Annotated in this window: 18 protein-coding genes; 12 read left to right on the top strand and 6 right to left on the bottom strand. The window is 39.7% G+C overall.

Translation table 11 applies throughout. The features are described 5' to 3' along the window. The first annotated feature begins 201 nt into the window (after positions 1–201). The 8 genes from ACOXY8_RS15260 to ACOXY8_RS15225 all read left to right on the top strand — a co-directional run bounded on the left by ACOXY8_RS15260 (position 202) and on the right by ACOXY8_RS15225 (position 5,253). Positions 202–783, top strand: a complete 582-nt coding sequence (locus ACOXY8_RS15260) for a Crp/Fnr family transcriptional regulator (protein ID WP_458332473.1) — start codon at positions 202–204, stop codon at positions 781–783. Between the two features lie 53 nt (positions 784–836). Beyond that, complete coding sequence (locus ACOXY8_RS15255) at positions 837–1,175, top strand: hypothetical protein (RefSeq protein WP_458332472.1); 339 nt, start codon at positions 837–839, stop codon at positions 1,173–1,175. Positions 1,176–1,180: 5 nt separating this feature from the next. Continuing rightward, positions 1,181–1,759, top strand: a complete 579-nt coding sequence (locus ACOXY8_RS15250; RefSeq protein ID WP_458332477.1) for an NAD(P)H-dependent oxidoreductase — start codon at positions 1,181–1,183, stop codon at positions 1,757–1,759. A gap of 233 nt (positions 1,760–1,992) precedes the next feature. Further along, positions 1,993–2,328, top strand: coding sequence for a helix-turn-helix domain-containing protein (locus tag ACOXY8_RS15245; protein WP_458332471.1), 336 nt, complete (start codon positions 1,993–1,995; stop codon positions 2,326–2,328). Positions 2,329–2,480: 152 nt separating this feature from the next. Then, positions 2,481–3,338 (top strand): hypothetical protein, encoded by an 858-nt coding sequence (locus ACOXY8_RS15240; protein ID WP_458332470.1) that lies wholly within the window; start codon positions 2,481–2,483, stop codon positions 3,336–3,338. A gap of 271 nt (positions 3,339–3,609) precedes the next feature. After that, positions 3,610–4,461: a GNAT family N-acetyltransferase gene (locus tag ACOXY8_RS15235; RefSeq protein WP_458332469.1), complete on the top strand. Its 852-nt coding sequence runs from the start codon at positions 3,610–3,612 to the stop codon at positions 4,459–4,461. A gap of 202 nt (positions 4,462–4,663) precedes the next feature. Further along, positions 4,664–4,963 (top strand): type II toxin-antitoxin system RelE/ParE family toxin, encoded by a 300-nt coding sequence (locus ACOXY8_RS15230; protein WP_458332468.1) that lies wholly within the window; start codon positions 4,664–4,666, stop codon positions 4,961–4,963. Next, positions 4,942–5,253 (top strand): addiction module antidote protein, encoded by a 312-nt coding sequence (locus ACOXY8_RS15225; RefSeq protein WP_458332467.1) that lies wholly within the window; start codon positions 4,942–4,944, stop codon positions 5,251–5,253. The genes ACOXY8_RS15230 and ACOXY8_RS15225 overlap by 22 nt, the downstream gene beginning before the upstream one ends. Before the next feature lie 91 nt (positions 5,254–5,344). Here the strand turns inward: ACOXY8_RS15225 and ACOXY8_RS15220 are convergent, their stop codons facing one another. From ACOXY8_RS15220 to ACOXY8_RS15200, 5 genes are all read right to left on the bottom strand, one after another. Then, entirely contained in the window at positions 5,345–6,511 is a 1,167-nt protein-coding gene (locus tag ACOXY8_RS15220; protein ID WP_458332466.1) for an AIR synthase related protein, read from the bottom strand. A gap of 251 nt (positions 6,512–6,762) precedes the next feature. Further along, a complete protein-coding gene (gene rfbB / locus ACOXY8_RS15215) occupies positions 6,763–7,815 on the bottom strand; it encodes a dTDP-glucose 4,6-dehydratase (RefSeq protein WP_458332465.1) in 1,053 nt (350 codons plus the stop codon). Positions 7,816–7,853: 38 nt separating this feature from the next. Continuing rightward, positions 7,854–8,882 (bottom strand): UDP-glucose 4-epimerase GalE, encoded by a 1,029-nt coding sequence (gene galE / locus ACOXY8_RS15210; protein ID WP_458332464.1) that lies wholly within the window; start codon positions 8,880–8,882, stop codon positions 7,854–7,856. A gap of 9 nt (positions 8,883–8,891) precedes the next feature. Next, complete coding sequence (locus ACOXY8_RS15205; RefSeq protein ID WP_458332463.1) at positions 8,892–9,878, bottom strand: UDP-glucuronic acid decarboxylase family protein; 987 nt, start codon at positions 9,876–9,878, stop codon at positions 8,892–8,894. Between the two features lies 1 nt (position 9,879). Further along, on the bottom strand, positions 9,880–11,202 hold the full coding sequence (locus tag ACOXY8_RS15200) for a UDP-glucose dehydrogenase family protein (RefSeq protein ID WP_458332462.1): 1,323 nt from the start codon (positions 11,200–11,202) through the stop codon (positions 9,880–9,882). Between the two features lie 189 nt (positions 11,203–11,391). On the opposite strand from ACOXY8_RS15200, the gene ACOXY8_RS15195 reads away from it, so the two are divergent. Next, a complete protein-coding gene (locus ACOXY8_RS15195) occupies positions 11,392–12,531 on the top strand; it encodes an acyl-CoA dehydrogenase (protein WP_458332461.1) in 1,140 nt (379 codons plus the stop codon). A 195-nt stretch (positions 12,532–12,726) separates the two neighbouring features. Here the strand turns inward: ACOXY8_RS15195 and ACOXY8_RS15190 are convergent, their stop codons facing one another. Continuing rightward, complete coding sequence (locus ACOXY8_RS15190) at positions 12,727–13,833, bottom strand: hypothetical protein (protein WP_458332460.1); 1,107 nt, start codon at positions 13,831–13,833, stop codon at positions 12,727–12,729. Positions 13,834–14,120: 287 nt separating this feature from the next. Between ACOXY8_RS15190 and ACOXY8_RS15185 the strand changes: the two genes are divergently transcribed. The 3 genes from ACOXY8_RS15185 to recJ all read left to right on the top strand — a co-directional run bounded on the left by ACOXY8_RS15185 (position 14,121) and on the right by recJ (position 18,803). After that, a complete protein-coding gene (locus ACOXY8_RS15185; protein ID WP_458332459.1) occupies positions 14,121–14,669 on the top strand; it encodes an RNA methyltransferase in 549 nt (182 codons plus the stop codon). A gap of 91 nt (positions 14,670–14,760) precedes the next feature. After that, positions 14,761–16,161 (top strand): class II fumarate hydratase, encoded by a 1,401-nt coding sequence (fumC, locus tag ACOXY8_RS15180; protein WP_458332458.1) that lies wholly within the window; start codon positions 14,761–14,763, stop codon positions 16,159–16,161. Between the two features lie 935 nt (positions 16,162–17,096). Next, positions 17,097–18,803 carry a single-stranded-DNA-specific exonuclease RecJ gene (gene recJ / locus ACOXY8_RS15175; RefSeq protein ID WP_458332457.1) on the top strand — a complete coding sequence of 569 codons (1,707 nt, stop codon included), beginning with the start codon at positions 17,097–17,099 and terminating at the stop codon, positions 18,801–18,803. Position 18,804: the final 1 nt, after the last annotated feature.

Here is an 18,804-nt window from a genome sequence, read left to right as displayed (position 1 = left end):
TACATGCAGCAGGCACCTACTTTTGATAACAACTGAAAAGAAACTTTTAAATGGCCCAAATATCAGGGAAGCTTACAACACCAGCCAAAGCTTGTCAATCAGTGTGTCTTTTACCACTCCAACTGAGGCACTTTTGCAAATCGTGAATTACCCAATTTAATTTTACAACCCTATCCCAAATAATTATTCCTCTCATAAAAAATGAACATAGAAAATATACTTAATGCCATCGGAGAAACGTATGCTCCACTGAGTGAAGAATGTCGGCAAGAGTTAATTTCATATTCAAAACTAAACACATTCAAAAAGGGCGAAATAGTCGCAAAAGAAGGACAGTTTTCTAAAAAAGCTTACCTGATTGTTGAGGGCTGTGCCAGGGCTTATTATATAAAAGACGGAAAAGATATTAGCGACTGGTTTACCTTCGAAAATCAGTTTATGGCGCCCATCGTCAGCTTTTTTAGTGAAAAACCAAGTCCTCATTATGTTGAGTTTGTAGAAGACTCTACAGTACTTGAGTTTTCTAAAGAAATCATGGATACCCTCACGGACAAGCACCATGATTTTGAGCGCTTTATTAGTAGAGTAGTCACTGAGACTATGCTAGGCCTCTGCGAAAGGCTCTACACTGTTCAGTTCAACAAAGCAGAAGAAAGATATAAGCATTTGCTGTCTATATACCCTCAGATCACCAATCGAATTCCACTTACCCATATTGCTTCCTATCTCGGCATTACCCTAGAGACACTAAGCAGAATCAGAAATCCTAAAATCCGAATTTGATTTATATCAAATGATAATGCTTCCATTCGTCTGAGCTTTGCAAAAAGAAAGAAATGGAAGATAAAAACACACAACTAAACTCAATATTTGGGAAGTGGTGGGAGCCACTTCGAAAATGGTTTTATCCCACTTGGCTCATCTACGAGCTTAGCATACGATTTTATGATTATGCTATAGCTGCTCATCAGTATTTTACCCAACCTCCCGCTTTTCTTGCTTCCCTGCTAGGAGAAATGGGCGCTCAGGCATTCGCCATATTGAGTAGCGTTTTCACTTTCCTTATTTGCACAATCTTTCTAACCGTACCCTCTAGTTTTACGCTGTTTAAGTTTTTCAATATCAAAAACTTAACAGGAAACCAGTTCGAAGATAAAATGAAAAAATACTTCTAGTGATGATGAAAAAGATATTAATAATCAATGGACATCCAGATAAAGAAAGTTTCAATTTCGCGCTTGCAGCGGCTTATAAAAAAGGTGCAGAAAGATCAGGTGCAGAGATAAAGGAAATCAATATCCGTGAATTGAAATTCAACCCTAATTTGGAATTTGGCTATAGAAAGCGGGTGGAATTGGAGCCGGACTTGATAGACGCGCAAGCCAAATTACAATGGGCAGATCATTTGGTTTGGGTATATCCGGTTTGGTGGAGTTCAGTGCCTGCCATAATGAAAGGCTTTTTAGACCGCATTTTACTTCCGGGATTTGCCTTTAAAAAGAGAGAAAACTCATTGTTTAGCGACAAATGCCTGACCGGAAAAACTGCAAGAATCATCTGCACATTAGACCAACCTGCTTGGTATTACCATTGGGTATATGGTAGCCCAAGCCATAATGCCATGAGAAAAGGAACCTTACATTTCATTGGCGTGAAAAGAGTACGCATCACAAGCTTTGGTCCGATAAGGCTTTCCAAAGAAGAATTCAGAATGAAGTGTTTGAGGAAAGTAGAAAAACTGGGCCTCAAGTGTTTATAGGATGTACGGTGCTTCGTAAAGCATAGAACTGTTACACTTTAGGCCAATTTCCCTCTTGGTTAATTGGGTCTTTCAGCCATGGAAACGATCAATAATTGATTTATATTCACCATTTAAGGTTTGGGATAATGGTAAATCTTGAGCTGTGCAAATGCCACGAGGATCATTTAATTTCCTAAATCAGCGTATAAAAATTAGGTTAAAATATTTTGAACTTAAAAAACGAAATGAAAATGTCAACTAAAGACTCAGAATTGAAGGTTTTTACTTTCGACCAAATCAAGGACGAATTTATTGGAGAAAATGGAACCGAAAGAAGAACGCAATATGAACAAGAATTGCAACTTGAAGTCATTGGCGAATTGATCGGGAAAGCTCGACTTGAAAGGAATTTAACTCAAGAACAATTAGGCAAACTAATTGGAGTCCAAAGAGCTCAAATTTCAAAACTTGAAAACAATGCGAGCAATATAACCATGGAAACAATATTGCGAGTTTTTGGAGCCTTGAAAGCCAAAATAAATTTTAATGTAGAGTTATTGAATAGTAATGTAAAAGTTGCGCAATAAAAGCTTTCTAGACCATTCGAGTTGGCACAACTCATAAACATTAACCTCCCGCTAATTGAACTTCCAGATTCAAACCATATTTGACAACTCTATCCAAGCTTGAATTATTCAATGCATGATAAGTTCATTAATTAAAAGACTTCAAATAATCTATGAGAATAATTATAACAATTTCATTCATTCTGGGCATGCTAAAAGCATCTGGTCAAGTATTAATTGATACTACCAAATACTATGAAACTGCCAATGTTGGAACTGTGAAGCAAATAACGAATAATGAGGTTTGCGCAATTGTGGTTTTTGTTTCAAGCCCACAAAATAATTGGGAGATGAAAAATAAAAAAAAAGTGCTAAATCGAGACAGGCGAGCATTTAAGAAAATAAACAATGAATTAAAAAAATATAATGTGAATCTTAATATTCATTTTGAGATATTTAATTTAGACCAAGACTTTAAAATTGACTCAATTGTAGATTATAAAAACCCTCCAGTTGTAAGAGATCCTTTGAATAAAAGTAACGAGTATAAAAAAAATAACGCAAAAAAAATATGGACTTTTTATTCAAATAGTGAAATTCCCTTTTTTAAGAAGGAAGAGTATTTGTTGTTTGAAGGAGGGTATTTTTTAATAATTTATCACGAAGGATTAGGGGTAAGCACTGCGTCACCTGCTCTATTAAATGGATATGAAGAACAAATTTTACCAGAACATATTACAGTATTTGAATTTGATCAGAATTGGAGGAAAAAAAATAAGAACGTCACAGCACATGAAACTCTACACCTATTTGGCGCATGGGATATATATAAGAATACCACGTATGGATTTCAAAATGAAGAATATAACTTCATTTTAGAAAGATACCCAAGGTCAATAATGCGAACTTCCAAACAAACTGATATCGATGATATTACCGCATGGCGTATTGGAATTAATAATAACCCTCAACCTTGGTTTCTAGAAACAGTTCCCAGAATATACCACAAAAATTTTCATGTTAAACAGTGATTTTACAGAAGATGTAACTGTTTAAGTTAGAAAATCCTAAATCAGTTCGACTTAAAATTGCTAATAAATTATTTTATCAGATAAAGAAAAATCTAATTTCAACCGTCCTGCTCTTTAAGCTTCAAGCTCTTGCAACAAATCCTCCTTACCAACATTTCTATCCAAGTTCCAATTAGTCTATAAGTTAAAAGTTCAGTATTTTAGAATCTACTGATTAACATAAATGATTAGAAATGAGGCAAAATTTGTCAAAGGCTATATCAACCTGCTTATGAGTAAAAACTATATAATCCGAAATATGACCCAAGAGGAGGTCGAAAATATAGCTGTGGAATGGGCAGCTAATGAAGGCTGGAATCCGGGTCTGCATGATGCTTTATCCTTCTACGCAGCAGATCCTAATGGCTTTTTTGTCGGGATGTTGAATGATGAACCTATTTCCTGCATTTCAGCTGTTGCTTATGATAATAGCTTCGGATTTATTGGCTTTTATATGGTAAAACCAGCGTATAGAGGAAAAGGATATGGTTTGAAACTTTGGGATAAAGCCATGGCCTATCTGAACACTCAAAATATCGGCTTGGATGGTGTTATTGAACAACAGGATAATTACAAAAAATCGGGCTTTACATTAGCCTATAGCAATATTCGTTACGAAGGATTGGCAATACACAACGATCAACAATTTGCAGATATCCTTCCTATTTCAAAAGTATCTTTTGCTGATATCACTAACTATGATGCTAAACATTTTCCAGTGCCACGAGCTCAATTTCTAGAGGCATGGCTTAACCAAGAGGACAGTTTGGCTTTGGTGGCTGTTGACAATAATACAATTACGGGCTATGGGATGATACGCAAATGCAGAGTTGGGTACAAAATAGGCCCTTTGTTCGCCAATAATCAGAATGTTGCCAAGCAACTTTATCTTTCGCTGAGCAATTTTGCAGAGCCAAAAGCCTCAGTATTTTTAGATGTGCCAGATATCAATTTAGCAGCTATCGAATTTGCCGAGAGTTACGGCATGAAAAAGGTATTTGGCACCGCTCGAATGTACACCAAATCAGCCCCCAATATTGAAATAAAAAATGTCTTTGGAGTAACCAGCTTTGAACTGGGTTAATTCAGTCAAAGCCTTAGATCAGATTAGATGTAATTTTTAATCACATTAATTTGCTACACCAACTGGCGCGCTTTTGCAAAGCGTGACTCATCTATTTTAGGATTTGCAATCCTCTTAAGTGCCACAACCTAAATAGATACATGCAAATATAACTGAGTCAAAAAAAATTCGTTAATTTTGTATCCAAGTAGATACAGTGCTTATGTATTTTATTGAGAAAACAATTGAATTTGATAAATGGCTTAGGAAACTAAAAGACTTGAAAGCCAAATCAAAGATCTTGTTTAGAATTCAGAAATTAGAAAATGATGAACACTTTGGTGATTGCAAACCGGTTGGTGATGGAATCAATGAAATGCGAGTAAATTTTGCCAAAGGATATCGTGTTTACTTCAAAGAAAAAGACGGCAAAATAATTATCTTACTAATTGGAGGAGATAAATCAACTCAGCAAAAAGACGTTGCTAAGGCCAAAGAAATATGGAAAAATTTAAATATATAAAGAAAATGGGAACTTCTAGATTTGACATAGCGGATTATTTGGATAGCAAAGAAATGATTGCCGAATATCTAAATACTGTACTGGAGGAAGGAAGTAATGCGGATATAATTAATGCAATCGGACATATTGCTAAGGCAATTGGCATGACCAAAATTGCCGAAGAAACAGGATTAAGCAGGCCAAGTTTATATAAAGCTTTATCGGATGGAGCCAAACCTCAATTTTCAACTATAATGAAAGTTCTTAAAGCCATTGGAGGAAAAATTCAAGTGGATCCAATATCTGCTTAAAAAACCAACTGGTGCGATTTTACAAAGCGTGAAAATCTATTTTAGGATTTGCAATCCTCTTCAATCCATAGAGACTTTAAAAGGATAGTTTCTATTCATAATGAAACTCCCCAAACTCACTCTTAATAGTGAGTTTTTTCGTTGCGCTAGCTTCTACTCTACCTACAACTTTGGCATCAATCTGGAAACTCTCCGATATAGCAATAATCTCCTTCGCCGTTTCCGTATCGGTATATATTTCCATTCTATGCCCCATATTGAAGACTTTATACATTTCCTTCCAGTCCGTTTTGCTTTGGGCTTGAATCAGCTTAAAGAGCGGCGGCAATTCAAATAAATTGTCCTTGATGATATGATGCTCATCCACAAAATGCAATACTTTGGTTTGCGCGCCTCCACTGCAATGCACCATTCCATGAATAGCTGCACGGTGTTTCTCAAGTACCTTTTTGATCACCGGAGCATACGTTCTGGTGGGCGATAATACTAATTGACCCGCATTGATGGGTGAACCCTCTACAGCATCTAGCAAGGCTTTCCCTCCCGCATATACCAACTCACTAGGTACTTGAGGATCGAAACTCTCAGGATACTTTTCGGCCAATATTTTTGAGAAAACATCATGCCTTGCGGAAGTCAAACCATTACTTCCCATTCCTCCATTATAGCCATCTTCATAGCTGGCTTGCCCGAATGAAGCCAATCCTACAATCACATCTCCCGGCTGGATTTTATCATTCGAAATCACCTCGTCCTTGCGCATTCTAGCCACAATAGTACTGTCCACGATGATTGTTCGTACCAAATCGCCCACATCGGCAGTTTCGCCTCCCGTGCTAATGATGTCTACTCCATGATTACGTAGCATTTGGAGCACTTCCTCCGTGCCGTTGATAATCGCACTAATCACCTCTCCCGGCACCAAGTTCTTATTTCGGCCAATGGTGGACGACAACAAAATTGGTCCCGTACAACCCACGCAAAGCAAGTCGTCGGTATTCATGATCACAGCATCCTGCGCTATTCCTTTCCATACGGACAAATTACCTGTTTCCTTCCAATACAAATAGGCAAGCGAAGATTTGGTGCCAGCTCCATCGGCATGCATGACAATGCAATGCTCATCCGATCCACTCAGCGTATCGGGTACTATTTTGCAAAAAGCCTTTGGAAACAAGCCTTTATCAATATTCTTAATGGCAGCATGTACATCTTCTTTGGAGGCCGAAACACCTCTTTGCATGTATTTGTCAGTCATGATAGGAATGAGATTTTGACAAAACTAAAAAGAATTGAAATAGGATAGGGAAAATTATTGATTCTTGTGAAAAAGCGGGAGGAAATCTAAACGTCTTTCCTTCTTTGCGCCTTGGCGACTTTGCGAGAAAATTTCTCACGCTAAGGCGGTAGGACGCAAAGGGATAAATTCTTTTGCCTGAAGGATTCACCCTCGGCGCAAATGTTCTAGACAAAAAAGACGTGAAGGTTCGACATATAAATACCTAAGCTTTACCTGCCTTCATACATACTATCGTAATAATTCTTGTAGTCGCCAGAAGTTACGCTATTGAGCCAATCTTGATTTGATAAATACCAATCTACCGTTTTTTCTAGACCAATTTCGAAGGTAACTGAAGGCTCCCAACCCAATTCGTTTTTGATTTTGTTGGCGTCAATGGCATAGCGGTGGTCATGGCCTGCACGGTCGGTTACGTAAGTAATTAGTTTTTCAGAAGTGCCTTCCGGCCTGTCCAATTTGCTGTCCATTACTTTGCAAAGCAGCTTCACCAGCTCAATATTTTGCCATTCGTTGAAGCCACCTATATTATAAGTTTCGCCTACTTTTCCTTTGTGGAATACATCATCAATTGCTCTAGCATGGTCGATTACATACAGCCAATCGCGGATATTTTCACCTTTACCATAAATAGGTAGCGGCTTGTTATTGCAAATATTATTGATGCAAAGCGGAAGGAGTTTTTCAGGAAATTGGTTTGGGCCATAGTTATTTGAGCAATTGCTGATAACCACCGGGATTTTGTAGGTATTGTGGTAAGCTCTCACAAAATGGTCAGACGAAGCCTTGGAAGCCGAATATGGCGACTGCGGATCGTATGGCGTAGATTCTAAGAAAAAGCCGCCATCGTCTAATGAGCCATACACTTCGTCGGTAGAGATGTGGTAAAAGAGCACATCCTTACGCTGTTTCCAATGCGCTTTGGCTGAGTTGAGCAGGTTTACGGTGCCTATCACATTGGTTTGCACAAACTCCAGCGGGTGGGAAATGGAGCGATCCACATGACTTTCTGCCGCAAGGTGAATTACTGCATCAATCGGATATTTTTGGAATATAGCTTCTACCTGATTTACATCTACAATATCAGCCTTTTCGAAATGGTAATTCGGTGCATTTTCGATGTCAGTTAGGTTTTCCAAATTGCCGGCATAGGTCAATTTGTCTAGATTAATTATCTGATAATCAGGATATTTATTTACGAATAATCGTACTACATGTGAGCCGATAAACCCAGCTCCGCCTGTGATTAAAATATGCTTACTCATGTGTGATAATTAATCTTATTGAAATTCAGAATCCTAATTTATTCTTCTTCTTGTTCTGTCACTTTTTTCTCCCACTCGTATGCCGACGCCAATGCTTGAGCTAAGGTATGTTTCGCTTTCCAGCCCAGTTCGGTTTGTGCTTTTTGGGTATCGGCATAGGCGGCTACTACATCTCCAGGTCTTCTTTCTTCTATTCTGTACGGAATTTTCTGCCCAGTAGCTTCTTCAAAAGTTTTGATCACTTCCAGCACCGTGCTTCCTTCGCCGGTTCCAATATTGAAAAACTCCAGCGTTTCTTGGTTTTTGCCGCTGATGAGTCTTTTCAGGGCAATTACATGCGCTTCGGCCAAATCGCTTACGTGAATATAATCGCGAATGCAAGTGCCATCTCTAGTCGGGTAGTCATTGCCCCAAACTCTCAGCTCATCACGTACTCCCAAGGCAGTTTGCGTAAGATATGGCACCAAATTCTGCGGAATTCCATTTGGAATTTCACCGATCAAGCCCGAATCATGCGCGCCAATTGGATTGAAATAACGAAGGGAGATTGCCTGCAAATCATATATTTTGCACAGGTCGATCAAGATGTCCTCTGCGATGATTTTGGTATTGCCATAAGGAGAGGCTGCCGGCTGTCGAGGCGATGACTCAAGCAAAGGCTGCTGATCAGAATCGCCATATACAGTGCAAGAGCTACTGAATATGAAGTATTTGAGCTGGCGGTTTTGAAACTCCTCCAACATAAATATGAGTGAACATAAATTGTTGCGGTAGTATGCTAAAGGGTTCGTCACCGATTCGCCTACTGCCTTGAAGGCGGCAAAGTGAATGGCGCCATCGATATTTGGATGGCGGCTAAACATGTCTTCAACCTCCCGCTTTTTTGATAAGTCTGCTTGGTGGAAATAGGGTTTTTTACCCGTAATAGCCGTGATGCTATCGAGCACTTTTATATCCGAATTTACCAAACTATCAACTATCAATACTTGGTAGCCGGCTTTTTGTAATTCTACCACCGTATGCGAACCTATATAGCCTAATCCGCCCGTTACCAGTATTTTTCCCATTGTAAAATTCTATCGCTTGTATTTATCAAAATTGTAATGCTCCCTATCGTAAAGCCTTTCGTTAGGCAGGGATTTAAAATAATCGTAGGTGATTTTGAGTCCTTCGGCACGAGAAACTTTTGGCTCCCAACCTAAAATTTCGCGGGCTTTGCTGATGTCTGGCTGCCGTTGCATCGGATCATCTTTTGGCAAATCCTTGTAAATGATCTTTTGGCTGGTGCCTGTGAGTTTTATGATTTCCTCTGCAAATTCCAAAATGGTGATTTCATCTGGATTGCCAATATTGACCGGATAAGGATAATCGCTCAGCAAAAGTCGGTAAATACCTTCGATCAGATCGTCCATAAAGCAGAAAGAGCGAGTTTGGTTGCCTTTGCCAAATACGGTAAGATCTTCACCGCGCAATGCTTGGCCGATAAAGGCCGGCAACACGCGTCCATCGTTCAGTCGCATACGCGGGCCGAATGTATTGAAAATGCGGACAATGCGCGTTTCCAGTCCATGGTAGGTATGGTATGCCATGGTGATGGCTTCTTGAAATCGCTTGGCTTCATCATATACACCACGTGGACCTACAGGATTTACATTGCCATAGTATTCCTCCGTTTGCGGGTGGGTAAGCGGATCGCCATAGACCTCGGAAGTGCTGGCGACTAATACGCGCGCTTTTTTGACACGCGCAAGTCCTAGCAAATTGTGCGTTCCCAATGAGCCCACTTTGAGCGTTTGGATCGGTATTTTCAAGTAGTCGATTGGACTAGCTGGAGAGGCAAAATGCAGGATATAATCCAAATGGCCAGGCACATGCACAAAGTTCGAAACATCGTGATGGAAAAATTCAAACTCCTTGAGCTTAAACAGGTGCTCGATATTACGAATATCACCTGTTATGAGATTGTCCATGCCTATGACATCGTATCCTTCTTTGATAAATCTATCGCAGAGATGTGAGCCTAGAAATCCCGCTGCTCCTGTTATTAATACCCTTTTGTTCATATTATGCCTTTGGTAAACCTATTCCAAAATAAGTAAAACCGTTTTCTTTCAATTCTTTTGGTTCGTAAATATTACGTCCGTCAAAGATGACCTGATTCTTCATCAGTTTGGCCATTACCGCAAAATTTGGATAGCGGAATTCTGGCCATTCTGTGACGATTAGCAATGCGTCGGCATCGATTAGTGCATCGAATGAATCTTTTGCATAGGTTACTGTATCGCCAAGATCTCTCTCGGCTTCGTGCATGGCTACCGGGTCGTAAGTTCTTACTGTGGCGCCCGCCGCTAGCAATTCATTGATAATAACCACTGCCGGAGCCTCCCGCATATCGTCCGTATTTGGCTTGAAAGAAAGACCCCATACTGCGAAGGTTTTTCCACTTAGATCTTCACCAAAATGACTTTTTACTTTTCCAGACAATACATGCTTTTGCCTATCATTCACATCTTCAACAGCTGATAGCACACGCATATCATAGCCATTTTCTTGGGCAGTTTTGATAAGGGCTTTTACATCTTTCGGAAAGCAAGAACCACCGTAGCCAACACCAGGATAAATAAATTTGGTGCCGATACGTGGGTCGGAACCGATGCCTTTGCGAACCATATTCACATCTGCGCCAATGATTTCGCAGAGGTTGGCAATGTCGTTCATAAAGCTGATTTTGGTAGCCAACATGGAGTTTGCTGCATATTTGGTCATTTCTGCAGACGGAATGTCCATAAATATTACCGGGTGGCCATTGAGTGTAAATGGCTTATAAAGGCGGCTCATTATTTCCTGCGCTTTGTCAGAATCTACGCCAATGACGATACGATCTGGTTTTAGGAAATCGTCGATTGCTGCGCCTTCTTTAAGGAATTCAGGATTGCTAGCTACTGAATAAGGGATATCTACATTGCGTTTGGCTAATTCCTCCCGCAAAGCTTGATCTACTTTTTTGGCAGTGCCTACTGGTACGGTAGATTTTGTGACTACCACCATATAGTGATTCATATTTTGCCCGATAGATCTAGCTACTCCAAGTACGTGCTTCAGATCTGCACTACCATCTTCGTCCGGTGGAGTTCCTACAGCAATAAATGCTACATCGCAACCTTGAATACTCTCGGCTAGGTCGGTGCTGAATTTCAATCGGCCTTTCTCGTAGTTACGGATTACCATTTCCTCCAAACCCGGCTCATAGATAGGCATTTTACCATTTTTGAGGCCATCAATTTTCTTGTGATCTATGTCTATGCACACCACATCGATACCAACTTCGGCAAAACAAGTTCCTGTAACCAAACCTACATAACCTGTTCCTACTACAGCTACCTTCATAATTTATTTTTTATCTGAAATTTTCCACAATTCTAAAGCTGAGCAAAAATAGGGTATAAGTCCGTTAAGGCAAACTTTAATCAATTAATTGACGAATGGGAAACACCTTTGCCAAACAAACGTTAGTTTTGTAGTGAATTCAGTAATATCTATTTTAGAAACCCGTTTTAACCCAATTTTCCCTTCTTTATGAACTTTGAATATAGCGAAAACCAAAAAATGATTGCCCAGATGATCCGGGACTTCGGTGCAAAAGAGATCACACCGTTCAGGAATAAGTGGGATGATGAGCAACATTTTCCAAGAGAAATTTTTACTAAGCTAGGCGAGCTAGGCCTTATGGGCGTGCTTGTGCCTACCGAATACCAAGGCTCAGGCTTTGGATATGAAGAATACGTAACGGCCATTTTGGAATTATCCAAGATAGATCCATCGATTGGACTGTCTATGGCTGCTCATAACTCATTGTGTACCGGACATATTTTGCAGTTTGGCAACGAAGAGCAAAAGAAAAGATGGTTGCCGAAATTGGCGACTTGCGAATGGCTTGGTGCATGGGGACTTACCGAACCAAATACCGGCTCGGATGCGGGTAATATGAAAACAGTAGCCAAAAGAGATGGAGATGATTGGATAATCAATGGCACCAAAAACTGGATTACGCATGGCAAGTCTGGGGATGTAGCTGTAGTGATCGTGCGTACTGGCGAAATAGGTGATTCTCGTGGGATGTCTGCATTTGTGGTAGAAAGAGGAACTCCGGGCTTTAAAGGTGGAAAAAAAGAAGATAAGCTAGGCATGAGAATTTCGGAAACTGCAGAAATGATTTTTGAGGATTGCAGAATTCCAGATGCAAATAGATTAGGTGAAGTAGGCGAAGGATTTATCCAGGCTATGAAGGTGCTTGATGGCGGGAGGATATCCATAGCGGCCTTGAGTTTAGGAATTGCCCAAGGTGCTTTAGATGCATCTATCGATTATTCAAAGGAGCGTCATCAGTTCAACAAGCCTATCGCAAGTTTCCAAGGTATTTCCTTTAAGCTAGCTGATATTGCTACTGAGCTGGAAGCGGCCAAATTGCTTACTTTCCAAGCGGCATATTTGAAAAACAACAAATTGCCAGTAACGAAGGAATCGGCTATGGCAAAATACTTCGCTTCGGAAGTGGCTGTAAGAGCCAGTGTGGAAGCAGTACAAATATTTGGTGGCTATGGCTATACCAAAGATTATCCGGTAGAGAAATTCTACAGAGATTCTAAACTTTGTACAATTGGCGAAGGAACATCCGAAATCCAGAAATTGGTCATTTCAAGACAGATATTGAATTAGTAAAAGGATAATACTTATTAAGAATTAAAAACCCTGGCTTATTGAGCTGGGGTTTTTGGTTTTTACGAGCTTATGTTAAGATAGTGCCAACTATTCCATTACTAATCTTTAAGCTCATAAAGGCACTGTTTAAAGCTCAATAGTGTGTGAAATTTGAGCTGTATCTCAACTTAAATGAGCTACAAAGTGGTTTGGTTACTCCAAAACATATTCTACCCTTACCATAATTAGTTCATCTCGTTTCGGGTGGGTTCTGACGAAGCGGAGCTCTTTTTCATCGGCGTAGACCAGGTATTGAAAGGGGTCAATAACTTTAGAATAGAGCTTTTGATTAGTGATGTCTTCGATTAGGATTGTTGCTTGATCTTTGAGACGGTGAATTGTCTCATCTCTTAATAGAGAAGCTCGCATTACAACAAGGTTATCATTGATTCTTAGAAATTCTGTGAATGAATCCGCAATCCTAGCTGAACCTAAACCTTCTCCTTGGTAAGGTGGTAGATTATAATTAACGTGCTTACTTTCAATCCCTCCTCTTTTTATTTCCGAACCTGCAAAGTTATAAACCACTATTTCCGGACTTCCTGCAGCAGCTTTTACAAAAAACTCTTTCCTATCAATATTGATATCTGAGGAGAATAAACCTTGACTCAAAGCGCTAAGGCCAGATTCTTTTCTGCTATCAGGATACTCTCCAAATTGAGTTAATAATTCACCTTCAAAGTTGAAAACACTTACAAACTTTGATTTTTGGTAATAATTAGCGTCATAATTTAAAGTATAGATCTTTGTTGATACAAATATCAACTGATCTTCCATTGAAAAGTAGAAATAATCGCCATAATTAAAAATTCGATGGTTCAATTCCTCCAAGCCTGTTAGGGTAATTTCTTTTTGTATTTGTCCATTGGAATTTAAAAAGATCACCTTTTTCCGATTTGGAAATAACAAAGCAATAGTTCGCGTTTCGTCATCATATCCTACTGCTCCAAGATTATCTTCTGGAAGCACCAAGTTGCTTTCATATAAGTCTATCAATTTTAGAATTTTATTAGTTTTCAGATTGAAAAGATCAATTACTCTGTCTTGGAGTATAACCAAGTGTTCACGTTTGTTTGAAAGTTTGAATTTGGTATTGGCTAAGGAGTAATATTTTTCACCTTCAATTGAAATGGTGTCTGCTTTTACAAAATCTATGGAGGGCTCCTTATTCAGTTCGCCGTTACAGCCATAAAGGATTATACTCAAAATCAGAATCGCAGTAAGGTTAAACCAATTTGAAAAGGTTAATTTTAAACACATAATTGTAAAACTATGTAAATAATTGAATTATGCAATAGTTGTTTTGCTTTTCAGTTGTTGAAATATCCTTGATTATTAGTGGCATTCTAGGAATCATAGTCCGTTAAAAAATCAGGTTGAATTATTCTTTAGACAATAGCGAAAGACCCGCAAGGTTTTGAAAACCTTGCGGGTCTGGTAGGATAATTCAAATCATTCCTTCAAAAATTTCCCAACTCTCGCTTCTTCTTTAATTTTCCCAAAACCCAAACCCACCCCATTCTCCCATAAATACCTAAATTTGCCAAATGCAAAAAATCGCGAATGAAGACCTCGGTAGATTGGGTGTAGATGAATTCAAATCGTCTGCTAAATGCAATGCAGTACTTATTTTGGATAGTGTGAGGAGTTTGAACAATGTAGGTTCGGCCTTTCGTACTTCAGATGCATTTGCTGTGGAGCATTTGTATTTGGCGGGCATCACTGGCACGCCTCCGCATCGGGAAATTGAGAAAAGTGCTTTGGGTGCTACAGAATCTGTAGCATGGTCGCATCATCCGGATATTGTTGATTTGCTGAAAGACCTGAAAAGTAAGGGATATTTATTGGTGGCTGTGGAGCAAGTAGAGGGTGGGAAATCCTTGGAGCTTTTTCAACCTCCCGCCCATTCCAAGGTCGCATTTGTATTTGGGAATGAGGTATTTGGCGTATCTGATGAGGCAATTGCTTTATGCGATATTGGCTTGGAGGTTCCACAGTTTGGCACCAAACATTCACTCAATATTTCAGTATGTATTGGTGTGGTTTTATGGGATTTTATGTCCAAAGTGGGTATCGCCCAGCTTAAAGGCTCCTAAGTCCATATCATCAATTTATCCGCTTTCATCCCATTTATTAATGGTTTTTGCAATTGATAATTAACTTTGTTTTCAAATAAAAATAAACAATATGAGCTTTAGAATAGAGAAAGATACAATGGGCGAAATGCAGGTGCCAGCAGACAAATATTGGGCAGCACAAACGCAGCGTTCTATACAAAACTTCACCATAGGTGGCGAAAAGGCCACTATGCCGATAGAGATCATTCGTGCTTTTGCCATTCTGAAAAAATCAGCCGCATTGACCAATGCTGAATTGGGTGTGATGCCTCAGGAAAAAGCAGATATCATCGCCAAAGTATGCGAAGAAATAGCGGGAGGAAAATTGGACGATCAGTTTCCATTGGTTGTATGGCAAACAGGCTCCGGTACACAATCTAACATGAATGTGAACGAAGTAATTGCCAACCGTGCGCATGTATTGCAAGGCGGCAAACTTACCGACGAGAAGAAAAGCATCCACCCAAATGATGATGTGAATAAGTCGCAGTCGAGTAACGATACCTTCCCCACGGCTATGCATATAGCCACATACAAAATGGTGGTAGAGCATACCATTCCATTAGTGCAAAGTCTGCGCGATACGCTGGCGCAAAAGGCTGAGACCAATATGAAAGTGGTGAAAATTGGTCGTACACACTTTATGGATGCTACGCCATTAACACTTGGACAAGAGTTTTCGGGCTACGTATCACAACTTGATCATGGCTTGAAGGCATTGAAAAACACATTAGCACATTTATCGGAATTGGCATTGGGCGGTACGGCAGTAGGTACGGGCATCAACACGCCAAAAGGATATGCAGAATTGGTAGCTAAGAAAATAGCTGAATTTAGTGGTCATCCATTTGTTTCGGCTGAGAATAAATTCGAAGCTTTAGCTGCACACGATGCTATGGTAGAAACGTCCGGTGCATTGAAGCAATTGGCGGTAAGCTTAATGAAAATCGGCAATGATGTACGTATGTTGGCCTCTGGCCCACGCTCAGGCATCGGCGAAATATTGATTCCTGAAAACGAGCCAGGCTCATCCATTATGCCAGGCAAAGTAAACCCAACCCAATGCGAAGCTTTGACGATGGTATGCGCACAAGTAATTGGTTTGGATGTGGCAGTGTCGGTAGGAGGAATGAATGGACACTTCGAGTTGAATGTATTTAAACCAATGATGGCTTTGAATGTATTGACATCTGCTAGATTGATTGGCGATGCTTGTGATTCATTCAATAGAAATTGTGCGGTGGGAATAGAACCAAACCACTCGATGATACAGCGCCATTTGGAAAACTCATTGATGTTGGTAACGGCATTGAATCCGCATATTGGCTATGAGAATGCCGCTAAAATAGCTAAGAAAGCGCATAAAGAAGGAACATCCCTTAGGGAAGCGGCAATCGATTTGGAATTGCTTACCAATGAGCAATTCGATGCTTGGGTGATTCCTGCTAAAATGGTGGGTGGTTTAGAGTAATTTATTCTCACTGGTAAATAGCATTACAGTTAAGGCCGAAAGGATATCCCCTTTCGGTCTTTCTTTTTTTACTGTTTTTCATATTCATTTATTGAATAGTATATCTTTTGAAATAGGAATAATTAGCTGACAATGGATCTCTTTTCTGTCACAACGCGTGCCGCGTACGACTCACTTATATTTCATTGAAATTCAATTATTTAACAAAATTTATAAACAGCCCTTTGTGCTGAGAAGCTTACAATTTTTAATAGTGTAATATATAGATAAACTCATCTTTTACGTTCTTTTGCCTTGATGCCAAAGAACCAAAAAATCAAGGCTGAGGATCTTTTCCCTAAAATATGTTCCATAAATAGGCGACCCAAAGAAACTCGCTGCGCTCAAACAGTCTTTGGCTCTAGAAAGCCTATTTATTACGCATATTTCTTAACGGTAAAATATCCTAGGCCGAAGGAAGAAGAAAGAAAAACTATCAAGAATGGCTGTTTGTGGTTGGGAGGACAAAAAGGCGGGCCGGCGCTGGCCTTGTGCGTGGAAGCTTCTTTTTGTCTAGACTTTTTTGGTTACATTTTGTGGCAATGACAAAAAGTAACAAGAAAAATTCTAAATAACATTGAAATCCAAAGATTTAACCAGATAATTTATCTGCCCATTGTATTAAAAAGTATTTCAAATCATGAATACAACTTTATAAGCAAACCTATTTCTTTCCTTTCATTTGACACAAAAAACTAGAGGTCAAAGCTGAAAATAATTTCTGCGTTAACAGAAACACTATGGAGAGTTTTAAATTAAGTGATCTGCCATTTTAGAAAGCAAATTTACCTTTCGGTCTTTCATTTTTTGTGTAAATTTCGATTTGGTGTTGGCTAATTTTAATCTTGCCTAGCTTATAAAAAAAATCAAGCCTCAATTATTTGTACTTTTGCTAAATGCAGAAACGATGGAATTATAATGTCAGACCCGAACCAGAAGCTATCGAAGCTTTATGCACAAGTTTGGGTGTGAGCAAGGATATTTCCTTATTGCTTTTGCAAAGAGGCATACACACCTATGAGGAAGCGCAATATTTTTTCCGCCCTTCCTTAGGCAATCTTTATGATCCATTCCGCATGAAGGATATGGACAAAGCCGTAAATCGCCTGCTTGCTGCCATGGCAAATCGAGAGAAAATCTTGATTTATGGCGATTATGATGTGGACGGCACTACAGCTGTAAGCCTTTTCTTTTCATTCCTGAGTCGCAGATATTCCTTGCTAGATTATTATATTCCAGATAGATACTCTGAAGGTTATGGCATTTCGAGTCAAGGTATAGAGTATGCGCATGCAAATGGATTTAGCTTGATAATAAGTTTAGACTGCGGAATAAAGGCTGTTGAAAAAGTAGCAGATGCAACAATACTGGGAGTAGATTTTATTATTTGTGATCATCATAGACCGGGAGCAGAAATTCCTCCCGCTATTGCTGTGCTGGATCCAAAGCGGGAGGATTGTGCCTACCCATTCAAGGAGCTTTCGGGCTGCGGAGTTGGGTTTAAATTTCTGCAAGCCTTAAGTATGCATCAAGGTTGGCCACTAGAAGAGCTCTATGAGTTTTTAGATTTATTAGTCGTAAGTATAGCAGCCGATATAGTGCCGATAGAAGATGAAAATCGTGTTTTTGCTTATTTCGGATTAGAGAAATTAAACACCGACCCAAGACCAGGCTTACGAGCGTTGATGGACATATCCGCATTGCGTGGAGAGTTGGATGTATCAAAAATCGTATTCACCATTGGCCCGAGAATAAATGCAGCTGGCAGAATTGCTCACGCACGTGCTTCCGTAGATTTGCTCGTAACCGAAGACGAAACGATGGCGCGTGACTTGGCCGCATTGATAAACGAAAATAATGAAGAGCGCAGAAGTTTCGATTCCAATATCACCAAAGAGGCTTTGGATATGATAGAAGGAGATGAGCATTTGTTGCAAGCCAAGAGTACCGTTTTATTCAAAAACAGCTGGCACAAAGGCGTCATCGGAATTGTTGCCTCCCGCTGTATCGATCGCTTCTATAGGCCTACAATTATATTGACTGAAAGCAATAATAAGGCAACCGGCTCGGCACGTTCGGTGCCCGGTTTCGATGTTTATAATGCCATAGAGGAATGTTCCGATTTGCTAGAGCAATTTGGGGGACACCGATATGCAGCAGGTCTTACCTTAGATTTGGAGAATGTAGATGCCTTCCGAAGTAAATTTGAGGAAGTGGTAAGTCGCCATATCACAGATGAAATGTTGATTCCCGTGGTGAATGTGGATCATGAGATCCCTTTGAAGCGTATTAATGATAAGTTCTACCGAATCCTAAAGCAAATGGCGCCTTTTGGGCCGGGTAATATGATGCCTGTATTTACATCATCGGGTATTCGTGCCAAGGCAGATAGCTTGCGTGTAATGAAGGAGGAACATATCAAATTTATAGCCACCGAAGAAGGAAGTGATGCTGAGATTACGGTCATAGGATTTGGCTTTGCTGCCTATGCCGAAATGATAAATAGTGGAATGCAGCTTAGTATGGCCTACAATTTGGAGGAGAACGAGTTTAGAGGAACTACCACACTTCAAGCCATGCTGAAGGATATCAAATTTGAATAGA

Origin of the sequence: Peijinzhouia sedimentorum (genome assembly GCF_049340005.1) — a bacterium.
Lineage (GTDB): Bacteria > Bacteroidota > Bacteroidia > Cytophagales > Cyclobacteriaceae > CAXBDP01.
This window is presented reverse-complemented; position numbering and strand designations above follow the sequence as displayed.